The organism is Terriglobia bacterium (assembly GCA_020072785.1).
In the GTDB taxonomy this organism is placed as follows: Bacteria; Acidobacteriota; Terriglobia; order Acidiferrales; family UBA7541; genus Acidiferrum.
In genome coordinates, this window is sequence record JAIQGG010000005.1 from 1 (window position 1) to 14,959 (window position 14,959).

A 14,959-nucleotide genomic window follows, 5' to 3' on the forward strand; every position below is an offset into this window, starting at 1 on the left:
GCCTGTACCCCGAGCACGACCTGTTCATCCAGCTCATGAAACTGAAGAATACCCTGCGCTGGATGATGGGCGCAGACCTCATCACCCACCTCGGCCAGGAATACTACGACTAGAACGCATCGCCAAGCGAAGAGAGATTTTTCACCCCGCAAGAGAATCCTGAGCGCAAAAACCGCGCTTCGCCAGGAATGACGGAATTAGATAGAGCAGGGGCGAACCTCCGCCCCTGCTCTCCTATCCGCACACTACCCGCGGCAATCTGGCGCTGACCCTACTTTGCCGGGCCGCCGGGTTCCGCGGCGTATTTCGCGATCATCTTGCCGGCGATGCGGCCACCTTCGTATTCCGGGATGATGACTTCGTTGGCGCCAGAGGTGCGCATGGCCGCGGCGTAGCGCTCATGTCCGGCGCGGGTGATGATGACCAGCCTGGGGTTCAAGGCTTTGGCGGTGATGGTGATGTAGAGGTTGTCGGCGTCGTTGTCGATGACCACGCAGATGCCGCGGGCGCGGCGGATGCCCGCCTCCTCGAGGACGCTGTGACGCTTGGCGTCGCCCTGGATCACCAGCACGCCCTCCTGCAGGAGCTGGCGGTACAAGCCATCGTTGGTTTCCAGAAGGACAAAGGGAATTTTGGAGCGCGTCAGTTCCTCGATCAGCGTGCGGCCCACCTGGCCGTAGCCGCAGATGATGAAGTGATCGCGGACCAGTTCGAGATTGAAGTCGTTCATCATGCTTTTCCACACCTCCCGCCCCTGATGGCCGAAAAAGGATAGAAGGATGCGCTCCGCGAACCAGATCTGGAAGGCGAAGACGCCACCGTAGACGAACAGCGAGAAGAGTTTGGTGCTATCGCGCGTCTGCCGGGGTTCAATGGCATGCGGATGAATGGTCCAGAAGAGGGCATCCACCCAGCGCAGATGCTCGAGGCGCACGTAGACCCACACACAGACCAGAAGAAAAGCCGCAAAAAGCAGCGCCGGTGTCAGCAGCCGGCGGAAGAGCAATCGGAGTGCACGATACATACTTTTTCAGACCTTACTTTTGCGGAGCCGCCTCGCCGGCGCTCGCCGGCTCCGGCAGAGCGAAGGTGAGCAGGGCGCTGCCTGCGGCGATGGCCACGTACTGCTTGCCATCCACGGAATAGGTCATCGGGGAGGCGTAGAGCGCCGCACCGGTGGGAAAATGCCACAACATCTTGCCGGCGCGGGCATCGAAGGCGATGAGGTTGCCTTCGACGTCGCCGGCGAAGACCAAGCCGCCCGCGGTCGCCAGGGTCCCGGCCCAGGGCGCGGAAAAATGATCGAACTGCCATCGTACTTCGCCGGTCTTGGGATCGATGGCCTGGAGCGCGCCGCGGTCTTTTTCGCCGCTCGCGGGAATGTACATGCTCCCGAGATAGGCGTGACCGGGGACTAGCGCCTGGGGTTCCGCGGTGAAGATATCGCACTGCTCGCGGGTGTTGACGTAGAGCAGCCCGGTCTGCGGGCTGTAGGACGGGGACATGAAGTTGGTCGCGCCGATCGCTCCGGGGCAGACGTGCACGCCCACCGCCGTGGGCTCCGCGCCAGGCGACTGGATCGCCCGCCCCTTGTCGTCGAGGCCTTTGGCCCAGGTGAGCTTCACGAATGGCTTACCGAGGATAAATTTACCGGTGGTGCGGTCCAGGACGTACAAAAAGCCGTTGCGGTTGGCGTGCACGAGGGTCTTGCGCAGCTGGCCGTTGAGTTCCATGTCCAGGAGCACGGGAATTTCCGTGGAGTCCCAGTCGTGCAGGTCGTGCGGGGTGAACTGGAAATGCCACTTCAGCGCGCCGGTGTCCGGGTCCAGAGCCAGCATGGAATTACTGTAGAGGTCGTCGCCGTGGCGCTGCGATCCGTCGTTGGACGGCGAAGGATTTCCCGTCGGCCAGTAGAGCAGGTTCAGTTCGGGATCATAGGAGCCGGTCAGCCAGGCGGGGGCGCCGCCGCGGGTCCAAGAATCGCCTTCCCAGGTTTCGTGGCCGGGCTCGCCCGGGCCAGGGATGGTGTAGAAGCGCCAGGCGCGCTTGCCGGTCTTGGCGTCGTAGGCGTCGATGAAGCCGCGCACGCCGTATTCGCCGCCGCTCACTCCAACGATGACTTTGTCCTGCACGGCCAGGGGGGCCAGGGTAAAGCTGTAGCCCTTGGAATAATCGCCGGCTTGCACATCCCACAGAACGTTGCCGGTCTTGGTGTCCAGGGCCAAGACGTGGGCATCGAGGGTGGCCAGGAACAGGCGGTCGCCGAGGATGGCAAATCCGCGGTTCACATGGCCGCAGCAGAGGCGGAGTTTTTCCGGGAGTGCGCGCTGGTAATGCCAGATGGTGCGGCCGGTGCGGGCATCGAGGGCGAAGGCGTGATTGTCCTGCGCGGTGACGTACATCACGCCGTCCACGACCAGAGGCGTGGTCTCGAATTTTCCCGGCGCGGGGCTCTGGAAGACCCACTGTGCCGCGAGGGTGGCCGCATTTGCGGCGGTGATCTGCTGCAGCGCGCTGAAGCGGCGCCCGTCGTAGCTTCCGGAGTAGGTCAGCCAATTCTGCGGCTCGCCGGCCGCACGTTCGATGCGCTCCGGGGTAACCTGCGCCGCGAGGCGTGCAGTGCCGGGGAAGGCCAGCAGCGCGAGTACAAGACTCTTCAGCATAGCGGTCTGCATGCTCTTCATCGCTGGCTCTCACTCTCCACGGAGGGTCTCGAGATACGCCAGAAGGCCGCGGAGTTTGGCATCGGGAAGCTCGGCCGGTCCGTAGGCCGGCATGAAGGACTTCCCTTCGTGCACCACACTCTTCAGGTCCTTCTTGAGAAGGAGATGAAGATTTTCGCGGCCGTCCATCAATTGGATGGAAAAGGAGTCTTCGTTCCTGGCGATGCCCGTGAGCTTGGCCCCGTCAGCCAGGGTCACGGTCACGATTTCATAGGTCATGGGAAAATCGCGGCCCGGCTCGCTGAGTCCCTCGGAGATCTGCCTGTCCGGCTCGCGGAGCGACTCGATGATGTATTCCTGAGAACGCGCTTCCGCGACGCGCGAGAGATCCGGCCCGACGCGCCCGCCGCGGCCGCGCACCATGTGGCAGGCGGAGCAGTAGCCCTCTCCGAAGAAGAACTTGCCCCCTTCCGCGGGGTCGCCGGTTGCGGCCGGGCGGGCTTTCGGCTGCAGGGTGCGCAGGTAAGAGATAATTTCCCAGGTTTCGTCGTCGGAGAGGTCGTTGGCAGGCATGAGCGTGCCCAGAATGCCGCGGAGAATGAGGTTGTAAAGGGCTTCGTCGGAAGAACCGTGGATGAGGCGCCCGGTCACCAGGCTGGGCCCGCGCAGACCGCCCGTGGCGGCGCTGCCGTGGCACATCGCGCAATTGATCCGGAAGTTTGCCCGGCCGTCGCGGATGGCCTCCGGCTTGCCTTGCACGGGATTGCGCTGGGCTTTCGCACCTTGCTCCTGGGCGGCACACCAGGTGTACCCGCTCAGCAGCCCCAATCCCAGCGTGACCACAAAGAATTTCCCGGCACGTTTCACTGGACACCCTCGCGCTTTGCCGTGCGCGAATGCTATGCGCCCTGAGCGCGGGAGTCAACCGGCGGCCGCAAAAACAAAAAGAACGGGCAGCCTTGCGCCCGGGGCGGCGCTCGGTGCGATTGTTCCGGTTCTAGGAGAGCTTGCGCAGGCGCTTGCGGTGCTCCGACAGAATGCAGGCGTCCATGATCACGATGATTCCCGCCGCGCGCGCCTTCTCCCCGGCCTCGCGATTCTGGATCCCCTCCTGCATCCAGACAACCTTCGCACCCTTCTGGATGGCTCCGTCCACCACCGGAGGCACGTCCTCGGCCTTGCGGAAGATGTCTACAATGTCGACCTGCTCGGGGATGTCTTCCACGCGGCTATAGCAGTGCAGTCCCTCCACTTCCTTCTCGTTGGGATTGACGGCGAAAACTTGGTAGCCCACACCGCGGAGATAGCCCGCAACGCCATTGCTGGGACGGAACTTCTTGGGGGAGATTCCGACCACGGCGACCTTCTGGCATTCCTTGAGAATGTCCAGCACCGGATCCGCGGAGGGTTCTTTGCCTGGGGGAAGCAGTACGATCATGGTCTCGTCAACTCTTTCTTCGGGGCTGGTCCTGATCCTGCCGCGGCATGCGGCGGCCACACCCGGGCCATGGTCGCCAGGAACGCTTCATTTTCCTCCGGAATGCCCACGGAAACGCGCACGGCCTCCGGAAAACCCATCCAGCCCAGCGGGCGCACGATGACTCCACTGTGCAGTAATTCTCCGCAGAATATCTCCGACTCCGGGCCAAGCTCGAGGAAAAGAAAATTTGTTTCCGAAGGCACCGGCCGCAACCCCAGCTTCTCGAGACCCGCCACGAGCCGCGCGCGCCCGGCGTGGTTCGTCTCCACCGAGCGCCGCACGTGCTCGGCATCGTCCAGCGCGGCCAGCGCCGCGGCCTGGGCCGGGCCCGAGACGTTGAAGGGCGTGCGCAGCTTATTCATCGCGCGGACAATCGGTTCCTGGCCGATGCCGTAGCCCAGGCGCAGCCCCGCAAGTCCATACACTTTCGAAAAGGTCCTCAGGATCAGCAGGTTGCTGTGCCGGCGGAACAAATCCTCCGAGCGCGGCATGTCCGCCCGGCTGGCGTAGTGGATATACGCCTCATCGAGCACGACCACCACGTCTCCGGGAACGCGCGAGAGAAATTGCTCCAGCTCTGCCATCCCGAACGCCGTTCCCGTGGGATTGTTCGGATTCGCCAGATATACGACGCGCGTTTCCGGCGTAATCGCCTCGGCGATGCCGCCCAATTCGTACGCGTACTCGCGGAGCGGCGTTTGCACCAGCGCAGCGCCGCTCGCGCGAATGGCGATGGAAAATGGCGCATACGTTCCTTGCGAGGTCCCTCCCTGCAGGCCCGGCCGGAGAAGTATGCGGGAAGCCAGGTCAATGATCTCGCTCGAGCCGAGCCCAATGAAGATCTCTTCTGGAGAGACATTGTGCCGCGCCGCCAATGCCTGGCGCAGTTGCTTGCTGCCGCCGTCGGGATAGCGGTTGGAGCCCGGAAGCGCGCGCAACACGGCTTCCATCGCTTTCGGCGAAGGTCCCAGGGGATTTTCGTTGGAGGCCAGCTTGATGGCGCGAATCTTTAGCTCGCGTTCGACTTCTTCGACAGGTCTTCCGGGAACGTAGACGGGTAGCCCCCGAATGTAAGCGGGAATCAGGTTTTCGATCGAGCGCGTCATCGGACTTCGACCGCTGCCGCGCGACGCTTCGGCCGGCGCGCGGGTTTTGCCGTGCTGCGGCTCAGCGTGCGGCGCAGCACGTCCAGTTCACCGGCGGTGAGCGGGCGGTACCTGCCCTGCGCCAGCCCCTCCAGCATAAGCGGTCCGATGGCAATGCGCTTCAGCTTCTCCACGGGATGTAACCGGCTGAACAATATGCGCCGGAGGAGGTCGCGGCGCGCTTCCGGCAGTGTGACCTCGTACCAGAAATTCAAGGCGTGGCCGCGGGTGGCGTCCGGCTGGCGGATGGGTTTTACCACCGCGCCGGTCTGCGCGGTGATGTCGCTCATCAGGGTGGAGGGCAGCTTCCCCTTCACTTTCACGTGATAGGACTGCAGCAGATTGCCCCATGCGCGGAGCATTTCCGCGGCCAGGTCGCCGTCGTTGGTGAGGAAGACCAGGCCCGAGGCATCGTAGTCCAGGCGGCCCACCGGGTAGACGCGCTCCGGCAACCCGCGCAGGCAATGGCGCAGAGTCTTGCGGCCCTCCGGGTCGGCCATGGTAGAGACGACCTCCGGGGGCTTGTGCAGGAGGAGATAGACCTTGCGCTCTTCGGCCTGGATCAGCCGGCCAGCGACTTCGATGCGGTCCTTCCCGGAGTCGGCCTTGGTGCCCAGTTCGGTCACCACCTGGGCGTTGACGCGCACCTGGCCGCTGACAATGAGCTGCTCGGCGTGACGCCGCGAAGCGATGCCCGCGCGGGCGATAATTTTCTGGAGTCGTTCTAGCATGGTCTCCGTGGGACAGAGATTCCTGTCTGTCCTCTTTCTTGGCGGCAAGGAAAGGCGGACAGGCAAGAATGCCTGTCGTGCCAGGATGCTTACTCTCCGGCTGCAGCCGTTTTGGATTCGTCGCCGTTGCCTGGATCAAGTTCCGCGGCCATCTCCGTGGCGGCTTCCGGCCTGGCGCTCAAGTCGTTTTCCGGGGCCATGGCCGCCGGTTCTTCCGCTGCAATGCCCTCGTCGCCACCCAGCGCCTCGCGCGCCAGGGCCTCGAACTCCTTCAGGCTCGGGAGCTCTTCCAGATCGCTGAGGCCGAAGCGCATCAGGAACTCTTTGGAGGTCTTGTAGAGAATCGGCCGCCCGATCACTTCCTTGCGCCCGGCGGTGGTGATGAGCCTCTTGTCTAGCAGGGTCTTGAGGACGCCGGACGTGTTTACGCCGCGGATCTCCTGGATCTCCGGGCCGGTCACGGGCTGCTTGTAGGCCACCACCGCCAGGGTCTCAAGCGCGGGCATGGTCAGGCGCAGCGGCGGGCGCAGGCTCTTGATGAAGCGACGCACGACCTCATGGTGCTGGGGCTTGGTGTACATCTTGTAGCCGCCGGCCACGGCGCGGATTTCTACGCCGCGCTCCTCGCCGGCGCAGCCCGCGACCATTTCGTCCAGGGCGGCCTGCACCGCGAGTTTTTCCTCGCCGAGCGCCTGAGCCAGCTGCTCGAGTGTCGCCGGCTCGTCCGCCGCGTAGATCATTGCTTCGAGTGCTGCTTTGCGTTCTTCGTTGGTCATTGTCTTTGTGAGACCGCTAAACGGTTATTGGTATTGCTCGTCAATCTGGCGGATTTCGCCCTTTTCGTCGAACACCGCGTCGAACATCTTGTGTTTGCGCACCACGATCTCGCCAAACTGCTTGTCCTGCGCCAGGGCCACGGCCTGCAGCTTGACCATCTCCAGGACCGCCAGGAAGGCCACGATCATGGCGTGGCGCGAGGGGCACTCCTCGAAAAAGCGGATGAGGTTGACCGCGCCATTTTCGCTGGCCACGATCTGGCCGCGCAGCTGGGTGATCATCTGGGCTACGGTGAACTGGTCGTGGCGCAGCTCGATACGCGAGACTTCCTTGCGGCGCTCCAGGACCTGCTGGAAGACCTTCACCAGATCCACCAGCGAGACCACCAGGTCCGCTTCCGTTTCTTCGCTCTCGTACAGCGTCTTGTCCGGCTTGGACCAGACGTGCTCTTCGATCTGCTGCTTCTGGTAGAGGAGCTGCGCGGCGTTCTTAAATTTCTCGTGCTCCACCAGGCGTTGCACCAGCTCCGCGCGCGGGTCCCCGGCCTGCTCCTCGGGGGAGGCCAGCGGATCGGGCGGGAGAAGCATCCTGGACTTGATGTAGATAAGCGTCGCGGCCATGTAGATGAAATCCGCGGAGACGTCAATGTTCAGCTCTTCCAGCTTGTGAATGTATTCGAGGTACTGCGCCGTGATCTTGGCGATGGGGATGTCGTGGATATTGATCTCCTGCTTCTTGATCAAGTCCAGAAGCAGGTCCAGCGGTCCCTCGTAGACCGCGATGTGAATTTTGTACGGCGACGCCATCAGCGCTTCCCTCTTCGTTCTGTCCTTACTTCCCTACTTCCGCGCGCTTCTTTTCCCAGCCGAATACGGCTTCGCGGACGCGGGCCATGGTCTCTTGAGCCACTTTACGCGCTTTTTTCGAGCCTGCATCCACAATTTCCAGCACCCGGCCGGGGTGCTTCTCGTATTCCTGGCGGCGGGCGCGCACCGGTTCGATCCAGCGAATGAGGTGGTCGGCCATCTTGGCCTTGCATTCGATGCAGCCGATCCCCGCAGTGCGGCAGCCCTCGGCGGCCCAAGCCAGCGTATCGGGCGGCGAGAAGAGCTTATGCCAGTCGTAGGCCGGGCACTTCTCCGGGTCGCCGACGTCGGTGCGGCGCTTGCGGGCCGGGTCGGTCATCATCGTCTTGGTTTTGGCGCGGATGCTCTCGTCGCTTTCGCTCAGGGAGATGAAGTTGCCGTAGCTCTTGGACATCTTGCGCCCGTCCGTGCCGGGGATGCGCGGCGTCTGTGTCAGCATCGCCTCCGGCTCCGAGAGGACATGGAGTCTTTCAAAAAAGACGGCATCTGCACCGATACGCGCGAGAAAATTTTGAATTCCCTCATCAGCCGCCGCTCTTCGAAGCCTCCCGAGGAAGTGCGAGTTCCAGTAATCGCCAACCAGGGTGTTAATGTCCACGCCCGCACCATAACTAACCCAACCACCAAGGCACCTTCCCAATGATGCCCGGTTACGCAACTCAAAGATTTCGGGTCGAACTCCAAGCCCATAGAATACGTCAAACCTTCTTACGATTTCGCGGCTCAACTCGACGTGCGAAACCTGGTCCTCTCCGACGGGCACGAAGAGCGGCGTGCCTTCCTCGCTGTAAATCACGATGTCCGCGCACTGCAGCACGGGATACCCGAGGAATCCATAGTTGTGCAGGTCTTTGTCCTTAATATTCTCCAGCGCCTCTTTATAAGTCGGCACGCGCTCCAACCACCCCAGCGGCGTCACCATGGACAACAACAAATGCAACTCCGCATGCTCCGGCACCAGCGACTGCAGGAAGATCACGCTCTTCTCCGGATCGAGCCCCGCCGCCAAGAAATCGATTGTGATCTGTATTGTGTTCTCGGCGATCGCACTTGTGTCCGCGTAATCGGTCGTCAGCGCGTGCCAGTCCGCGATGAAGTGGAACGAATCGTACGAAGGATCTTCCTGCAGCTTCACCCAGTTCTGCAGCGCACCGAAGTAATGGCCGATGTGCAGGCGGCCCGTGGGGCGCATGCCGCTGAGTACGCGCTTCCTTTTTTTCGTTTCTGCCAAGTCAGTTGCCCCTTGTTGCGTCGCTGTTTTCCGTACTCCGTGACTCCCGGGCCAACTATTTCTTCACGCGCTCTTGCCGAGCAACTCCCGGGCAATGATGATGCGCTGAATCTCGCTGGTGCCCTCGTAGATGGAGACCACGCGGGCGTCGCGGTACATGCGCTCGACGTCCATCTCGCGGGAATAGCCGGCGCTGCCGTGGACCTGCACGGCTTTGTAGACCACGCGGTTGACCATCTCGCTGGCGTAAAGCTTGGCCTTGCTGGCCTGCGCGCCCATGCGCCCGCCGGAATCCTTCAGCCAGGCGGCATAATGCACCAGGCCGCGCGCGGCTTCGATCTCCGTCTGCATGTCCGCGATCATCCACTGGATGGCCTGAAACTCGCTGATGGTCTTGCCGAAGGCGCGGCGCTGCTTGGCGTACTTCACGGCCTCGTCCAGCGCGCCCTGCGCCAGGCCCACGGCCAGCGCGCCGACGCCGATGCGGCCGCCGTCGAGCGCGCTGAGGGCGATCTTCAGACCCTGGCCTTCCTCGCCGAGAAGATTTTCCGCCGGGACGATGCAGTCGTTCAGGACGACTTCGGAGGAGGGCGACGCGCGCTGCCCCATCTTCTCTTCGTGGCGGGTGAGGCGGAATCCCGGAAAGCCCGGCTCGACGAGAAACGCGGAAATCCCTTTTCCGGCCGCGCCGGGATCGGTCTTGGCAAACACGATGTAGACGCCGGAAACGCCGCCGTTGGTCACCCAGGTTTTCGTGCCGTTCAGTTTATAGACGTTGGCGTCGCGCACCGCGCGGGCCTGGATAGCCGCAGCGTCCGAGCCGGCCTGGGGCTCCGTGAGGCAGAAAGCGCCGATGAATTCTCCGGAGGCCAAGCGGGTCAGGTATTTTTTCTTTTGCGCGGCGGTGCCGAAGGTGAGGATCGGCACGCTCACGGCGGAGTTGGTCACCCCCAGGGCCACGGCCGTGGCGGCATCCACACGGGCGACCTCCTCGAGCATCAGGACGTAGGACACGGCGTCCATGCCCGCGCCGCCCCACTCTTCGGGGACCAGCATGCCGCAGCAGCCCATTTCGCCGAGCTTGCGGATGGCCGCGGCGGGGAATGTCCCCTCGCGGTCATTCTGCTTGACGAGGGGGCGCAGCTCCGTCTCCACAAATTGGCGGACGGTGTCGCGGATCAGTTTTTGGTGGTCTTTGAGCGAGAAATCCATCGTGTCCGGTGTACACGAAGCCTGCGCGAAGTGTACACGGGATGCTAACACACCCGGCCGCATGTCTTGTAGCGGAGGGCTACAGCTTGAAGAGTTCGCGCAGACGCTTGGTCTGGGCGCGGCTGACGGGGATTTCGGTCTGCTTCTTGTCGCTCATTTTGAGCATGTAGCTGGATTTGAACCAGGGGACAACTTCCTTGATGTGATGAATGTTCACCAGGAAGGAGCGGTGGGGGCGCCAGAAGGCGTCGGAATCGAGGGCTTCGTCGAGCTCTTCGAGGGTGCGGTAGTTGGAGGTGCCCTCGACGTCGCGGCCGGCGACGGTGATGAGGCCGTCCTCGATGCCGGCATAGATGACGTCTTCGGAATCGACGAGCAGAAGGCGCTGCTGGGACTTGACCAGGAGCTTCACGGGCTGCGCAGCCTGCTTGCCCGCCCCCAGCTGGCTGACCAGCTGCTCGAGGCGCTCCGTGGGGCTGGAATGGGTCTCCACCGCCCGGCGCGCGCGCTGCACGGCCCTGGCGATGCGGCCCTTGTCGAAGGGCTTGAGGATGTAGTCCACGGCGTTGACTTCGAAGGCCTGCACCGCGTAGTTGTCGAAGGCGGTGGCGAAGACGATGTGCGGAACCTTGATTTTGCGCTCGACGAGCTTCTTGAGCACGCCGAAGCCGTCGAGTCCGGGCATCTGCACGTCCAGAAAGACCAGATCCGGGGCGTGCTCCTTGATCAGGGAGACGGCTTCCAGTCCGTTTTTTCCCTGCCCGATGACATTGATCTCGGGAAAACCTTTGAGCAGGAAGGCCAGCTCTTCCCGCGCGGGCTTTTCGTCATCCACGATGAGAGTGTTGATGGGCATTTGCGTGCCGCGGCAAGTATAGGCGCAGGGCGCGCAAGCTGGCAATTGCCTGCCGGTAGCACAGAGGGAAGCGTGCGTGTTGTGTTCGCGGCACGACCGAGTAGCACAGGCTGAAGCCTGCGCTATTAGGAGCCCCATCTTTCTGGGTATCATGTCTGTCGGCGGAGGGACCATGGACGCGAAAAGCTTTACCCGCGAAATCGAGACGCATATTCGGCCGGCGACGTTTCCCGTGGCGGTGAAGCTGCTCACGGTGGAGCAGGCGCTGCCGGAGAAAGCCAAGCGGCCGCAACGGGACATGAAGATCCAGATCGCGACCTGCCAGGCCATTGCCATGGCCCGGCGCTATGGCTGGAGCATCGCGCTCGGGGAGGAAGATCTTAACTGCCCGCTGACGAAGACGGCGTTTGGGTTTGCGCCGCTGACCAAGCACTACAGCGAAGGCCACTTGGCCTGCGGCATGTACGTGGAGACGCTGGAAGCGGGAGCGCGCAGCGAAGCCGCCACGGACACGCTGCCGCAAGGAAAATACAAGCACCTGGTGGTGGCGCCCGCCGCGCGGGCGGAGTTTGCTCCCGACGCACTGATCATCTACGGCAACGCAGCGCAGGTCATGCGCCTGGTCACGGGGGCGCTGTGGAAGCGCGGCGGGGCGCTCACCAGCTCGTTCACCGGGCGCGTGGACTGCTCCGACGAGGTGATCCGTACCATGCTCAGCGGGGACTACCAGGTCATACTCCCCTGTTATGGGGACCGCGTATTCGCGCACACGGAGGATGCGGAGATGGCTTTTTCGCTGCCCGGCGCGAAGATGGCGGAGCTTGTCGCGGGACTCGAGGGCACGCACAAGGGCGGGATCCGCTATCCGATCCCGGGCTTTCTTCGCTATGCGCCGCAGTTTCCCGAACACTACTACGAGCTCGAGCGCATCTGGGCCGCCGGGGAAGGAAAACAGGGATGAAGCACCGCAGCGGCTATCTGCAGAGCCCGTCAGGCAACCCAGCGCGCCATACGGCGCGCATCCTGCGCAGCAGCACCTTGCACCACGGGAAAGTCTTCGACCTGCGCCGCGACGTGGTGGCCGAGCCGGGCGGACTGCGCACCACGCGCGAAATCATCGTCCACCCCGGGTCCGTCGTCGTCCTTCCGGTTCTGCCCGACGGGCGCATCGTCCTGGTGCGGCAATATCGCCACGCCGCGGGGCGGTTCCTGTGGGAGCTGGTGGCCGGACGCAAGGAGCCCGGGGAGAGCCCGGTGCAGGGGGCGCGCCGCGAGCTGCTGGAAGAGACCGGCTATCGGGCGCGCCGCTACCGCGTATTTCTCGATGTGTATCCTGCCCCGGGCTTTCTCAGCGAGCGGATGTACATCCTCCTCGCGGAGGGGCTCACAGCCGGCGCGGCGCAGCCTGAAGACGACGAGAAAATCACTTCGCGTGCCTTTTCCGTGACCGAATTGCAGAAGATGATCCGCAGCCGCCGCTTGCGCGATGCTAAATCTGTCGCCGGCATTCTGTTCTATCTCCGTTTTCTGCGGCGGGGCTGAACCGGGCATTTCCGCTACGCTTGTCCGGAATTACTGCGCCCCATGCCACAACAGGCTTCTTGGCCTGCTTCGTGTGGACATAATTCTCTGAGAACAGGCCGAAGTTTGTTCTCTTGACTGCTTTTCCCGTTTTGGTACACTTCCCGCAACTTACACCACATATTGTGGTTACGGAGTCTTTCTCTGTCGCTGCAGGCTCGTTCGTGGTGGCGAATCGCAGGAGGAAAACAGGTGCAAGGGAAAGTAAAGTGGTTTAATAACTCCAAAGGGTATGGCTTTATCGGGCGCGAGGATGGTCCGGATGTGTTTGTGCACTATTCTGCCATCGTAGGGGATGGCTACCGCACCTTGCAGGAGGGAGATGCGGTCGAGTTCGAGATCGTAGAGGGCCCGAAGGGCCCGCAATCTGCCAACGTCACGAAAATGAGCTGATCCGATATCGGAGTTGCCCACGACGGGCAGAGGTCACATCTTTCTCGCCCGCCGTTGTCTTGCCCAGCGCCTTCACCGGAGCCTTCTCCGGGTGTACTCCCGGCTTCCCTGTCCGCACCATTCCCCCCGCTGCCGGCGCGCTGAATTCGCTCTATAATCTCCCCCATGGACAACCGACAGATCGCCCGCATCCTGCGCGAGACGGCGCAATTGCTGGAAATTGACGGCGCCATCATCGGGCGTTACCGCAGCTACGAGAAAGCCGCGGAGCTGGTCGAGACGCTCCCCGAATCCATCGCCGCCCTCGTCAACGAACCGGAGAAACTCAAGGAGCTGCCGGGGATCGGCGAGCGCCTGGCCGAGCACCTGAAGGAGATCGTGGAGACGGGCGACTACAGCCTGCGCAAGAAGCTGCTGAAGAAATATCCGGAGACCCTGCTGCAAGTGCTGGACGTGCAATCACTGGGGCCAAAGAAGGTGGCGCTGCTGTGGCGGACGTTCCATGTGGCCACGGTCGCGGACGTGGGAAAGCTGGCGCGCGAGGGCAAGCTGCGCGATCTGCCGGGGTTCGGGGAAAAAAGCGAACAGAACATCCTGAAGGCCGTGGAAGTCTTCCAGAAGTCGTCAGGGCGTTTTCACCTGCACGTCGCGGAGGCCGCGGCCGCCCGGCTCGTCGCCTATATCGAAAAGGCCGGCAAGGGGGTGGCCTCGGTCGTCCCCGCGGGTTCGCTGCGCCGTGGCAAGGAGACGGTGGGCGACCTGGACCTGCTGGTAACGCTGGGCGAGGGGCATAGCGCGAAGAAACAGGTGGATGCGCTGGCCGCGCACATTCTGAAATTTCCCGGGATCGAACAGACCCTGGCGCACGGGGAAAACAAGGTCAGCTTCAGACTGGACGACGGGATGCAGGTGGACGTGCGCCTGCTGCAAAAAGAGCATTTCGGCGCGGCCCTGCTGTACTTCACCGGGTCGAAAGAGCACAACGTGGCCTTGCGGGGCCGGGCCAACGACATGGGCTACACGCTGAACGAATACGCGCTAGCGACGCTGAAGGGCGAAAAGCCCGTTGCCAGCCGCAGCGAGGAAGAGATTTACACGAAGCTGCACTTGGACTTCATCCCTCCGGAGCTGCGCGAGAACACCGGAGAGATCGCCGCGGCGGAAAAGCATCATCTGCCGAAGCTGCTGCGCCTTGCGGATATCCAGGGCGATCTGCAGATGCACACGACGGCGAGCGACGGAAAAAACTCGATCGCGGAAATGGCCGGGGCGGCGCGGGCGCTGGGCTACGCGTACATTGCCATCACCGACCACAGCAAGGCCGTGACCGTCGCGAACGGGCTGGATGAAAAACGCATGGCCGCGCACATCAAGAAGATTCATGCGGCGGACGCCGAGGGGCTGGGCCTCCGCGTCCTGGCGGGCGCGGAGGTGGACATCCTGAAGGACGGCTCGCTCGACTACAGCGAGGATTTGCTGGCGCAACTCGACGTGGTGGTCTGCTCGGTACATAGCTACATGAACCTGGAGCGCGCGGCCATGACCGAGCGGATGCTGGCGGCGATCGAGAATCCCTACACGCAGATCATCGCGCACCCCACGGGGCGGCTGCTGCTGCGCCGCGACGCCTTCGACTACGACATGGAGAAGATCCTGGAGGCCTGCGCGAAGCACGGCGTGATCATGGAGTGCAACGCCTATCCCGACCGCCTGGACCTGAAGGATGTTTATCTGCGGATGTGCAAGGAGCGCGGGGTCAAAGTAGTGATCTCCACCGACGCGCACAGCACGCTGAACCTGCCCTACATGCGCTACGGGGTGACCATGGCCCGGCGCGGCTGGCTGGAGAAGGGCGACGTCATCAATACCCTCCCGCTGGAAAAGCTGTTGGCCGCGCTGCGCGGCAAACCCGGCGCCAAAGCCCATAAGCGTGCGGCCACCCGGGGCCGCCATTAAGGGACGGATTGCGGGGAACTTTCTGCCCCGGGAGGTCGTATCTGAGAACAGGAAGCCACTTTACGAGG

15 protein-coding genes are annotated in these 14,959 nt (G+C 63.0%); 4 read left to right on the plus strand and 11 right to left on the minus strand.

The window, feature by feature from the left end; genetic code table 11:
* Positions 1-271: 271 nt before the first annotated feature.
* The 11 genes from LAN61_12845 to LAN61_12895 form a co-directional block, all read right to left on the minus strand.
* On the minus strand, positions 272-1,024 hold the full coding sequence (locus LAN61_12845; GenBank protein ID MBZ5541396.1) for an NAD-binding protein: 753 nt from the start codon (positions 1,022-1,024) through the stop codon (positions 272-274).
* 13 nt (positions 1,025-1,037) lie between these two features.
* A complete protein-coding gene (locus LAN61_12850) occupies positions 1,038-2,663 on the minus strand; it encodes a PQQ-dependent dehydrogenase, methanol/ethanol family (protein ID MBZ5541397.1) in 1,626 nt (541 codons plus the stop codon).
* A gap of 30 nt (positions 2,664-2,693) precedes the next feature.
* On the minus strand, positions 2,694-3,530 hold the full coding sequence (locus LAN61_12855) for a c-type cytochrome (GenBank protein ID MBZ5541398.1): 837 nt from the start codon (positions 3,528-3,530) through the stop codon (positions 2,694-2,696).
* Positions 3,531-3,660: 130 nt separating this feature from the next.
* Complete coding sequence (locus LAN61_12860) at positions 3,661-4,101, minus strand: CoA-binding protein (protein MBZ5541399.1); 441 nt, start codon at positions 4,099-4,101, stop codon at positions 3,661-3,663.
* Positions 4,098-5,249, minus strand: coding sequence for a histidinol-phosphate transaminase (hisC, locus tag LAN61_12865; GenBank protein MBZ5541400.1), 1,152 nt, complete (start codon positions 5,247-5,249; stop codon positions 4,098-4,100). The genes LAN61_12860 and hisC overlap by 4 nt, the downstream gene beginning before the upstream one ends.
* A complete protein-coding gene (locus LAN61_12870) occupies positions 5,246-6,019 on the minus strand; it encodes a pseudouridine synthase (protein ID MBZ5541401.1) in 774 nt (257 codons plus the stop codon). The genes hisC and LAN61_12870 overlap by 4 nt, the downstream gene beginning before the upstream one ends.
* Before the next feature lie 89 nt (positions 6,020-6,108).
* Complete coding sequence (scpB, locus tag LAN61_12875) at positions 6,109-6,795, minus strand: SMC-Scp complex subunit ScpB (protein ID MBZ5541402.1); 687 nt, start codon at positions 6,793-6,795, stop codon at positions 6,109-6,111.
* 24 nt (positions 6,796-6,819) lie between these two features.
* A complete protein-coding gene (locus LAN61_12880; protein MBZ5541403.1) occupies positions 6,820-7,605 on the minus strand; it encodes a segregation/condensation protein A in 786 nt (261 codons plus the stop codon).
* 22 nt (positions 7,606-7,627) lie between these two features.
* Positions 7,628-8,854 (minus strand): tryptophan--tRNA ligase, encoded by a 1,227-nt coding sequence (locus tag LAN61_12885; GenBank protein ID MBZ5541404.1) that lies wholly within the window; start codon positions 8,852-8,854, stop codon positions 7,628-7,630.
* Positions 8,855-8,956: 102 nt separating this feature from the next.
* Positions 8,957-10,105, minus strand: coding sequence for an acyl-CoA dehydrogenase family protein (locus LAN61_12890; GenBank protein ID MBZ5541405.1), 1,149 nt, complete (start codon positions 10,103-10,105; stop codon positions 8,957-8,959).
* Positions 10,106-10,184: 79 nt separating this feature from the next.
* Positions 10,185-10,961: a LytTR family DNA-binding domain-containing protein gene (locus LAN61_12895; protein MBZ5541406.1), complete on the minus strand. Its 777-nt coding sequence runs from the start codon at positions 10,959-10,961 to the stop codon at positions 10,185-10,187.
* A gap of 172 nt (positions 10,962-11,133) precedes the next feature.
* Between LAN61_12895 and LAN61_12900 the strand changes: the two genes are divergently transcribed.
* The 4 genes from LAN61_12900 (at position 11,134) to polX (ending at position 14,891) form a co-directional block, all read left to right on the plus strand.
* Positions 11,134-11,922, plus strand: a complete 789-nt coding sequence (locus tag LAN61_12900; GenBank protein ID MBZ5541407.1) for a DUF169 domain-containing protein — start codon at positions 11,134-11,136, stop codon at positions 11,920-11,922.
* Positions 11,923-12,077: 155 nt separating this feature from the next.
* Positions 12,078-12,503, plus strand: a complete 426-nt coding sequence (locus LAN61_12905) for an NUDIX hydrolase (protein ID MBZ5541408.1) — start codon at positions 12,078-12,080, stop codon at positions 12,501-12,503.
* A 231-nt stretch (positions 12,504-12,734) separates the two neighbouring features.
* Entirely contained in the window at positions 12,735-12,935 is a 201-nt protein-coding gene (locus tag LAN61_12910) for a cold shock domain-containing protein (GenBank protein ID MBZ5541409.1), read from the plus strand.
* Between the two features lie 165 nt (positions 12,936-13,100).
* A complete protein-coding gene (polX, locus tag LAN61_12915) occupies positions 13,101-14,891 on the plus strand; it encodes a DNA polymerase/3'-5' exonuclease PolX (GenBank protein MBZ5541410.1) in 1,791 nt (596 codons plus the stop codon).
* Positions 14,892-14,959: the final 68 nt, after the last annotated feature.

Excerpts from the sequence above, each read along its gene's own strand:
- LAN61_12845 (MBZ5541396.1), bottom strand. The coding sequence starts at position 1,024 with ATGTATCGTGCACTCCGATTGCTCTTCCGCCGGCTGCTGACACCGGCG.
- LAN61_12850 (MBZ5541397.1), bottom strand. The coding sequence starts at position 2,663 with ATGCTGAAGAGTCTTGTACTCGCGCTGCTGGCCTTCCCCGGCACTGCA.
- LAN61_12860 (MBZ5541399.1), bottom strand. The coding sequence starts at position 4,101 with ATGATCGTACTGCTTCCCCCAGGCAAAGAACCCTCCGCGGATCCGGTG.
- hisC (MBZ5541400.1), bottom strand. The coding sequence starts at position 5,249 with ATGACGCGCTCGATCGAAAACCTGATTCCCGCTTACATTCGGGGGCTA.
- LAN61_12870 (MBZ5541401.1), bottom strand. The coding sequence starts at position 6,019 with ATGCTAGAACGACTCCAGAAAATTATCGCCCGCGCGGGCATCGCTTCG.
- scpB (MBZ5541402.1), bottom strand. The coding sequence starts at position 6,795 with ATGACCAACGAAGAACGCAAAGCAGCACTCGAAGCAATGATCTACGCG.
- LAN61_12885 (MBZ5541404.1), bottom strand. The coding sequence starts at position 8,854 with ATGCGCCCCACGGGCCGCCTGCACATCGGCCATTACTTCGGTGCGCTG.
- LAN61_12890 (MBZ5541405.1), bottom strand. The coding sequence starts at position 10,105 with ATGGATTTCTCGCTCAAAGACCACCAAAAACTGATCCGCGACACCGTC.
- LAN61_12895 (MBZ5541406.1), bottom strand. The coding sequence starts at position 10,961 with ATGCCCATCAACACTCTCATCGTGGATGACGAAAAGCCCGCGCGGGAA.
- LAN61_12900 (MBZ5541407.1), top strand. The coding sequence starts at position 11,134 with ATGGACGCGAAAAGCTTTACCCGCGAAATCGAGACGCATATTCGGCCG.
- polX (MBZ5541410.1), top strand. The coding sequence starts at position 13,101 with ATGGACAACCGACAGATCGCCCGCATCCTGCGCGAGACGGCGCAATTG.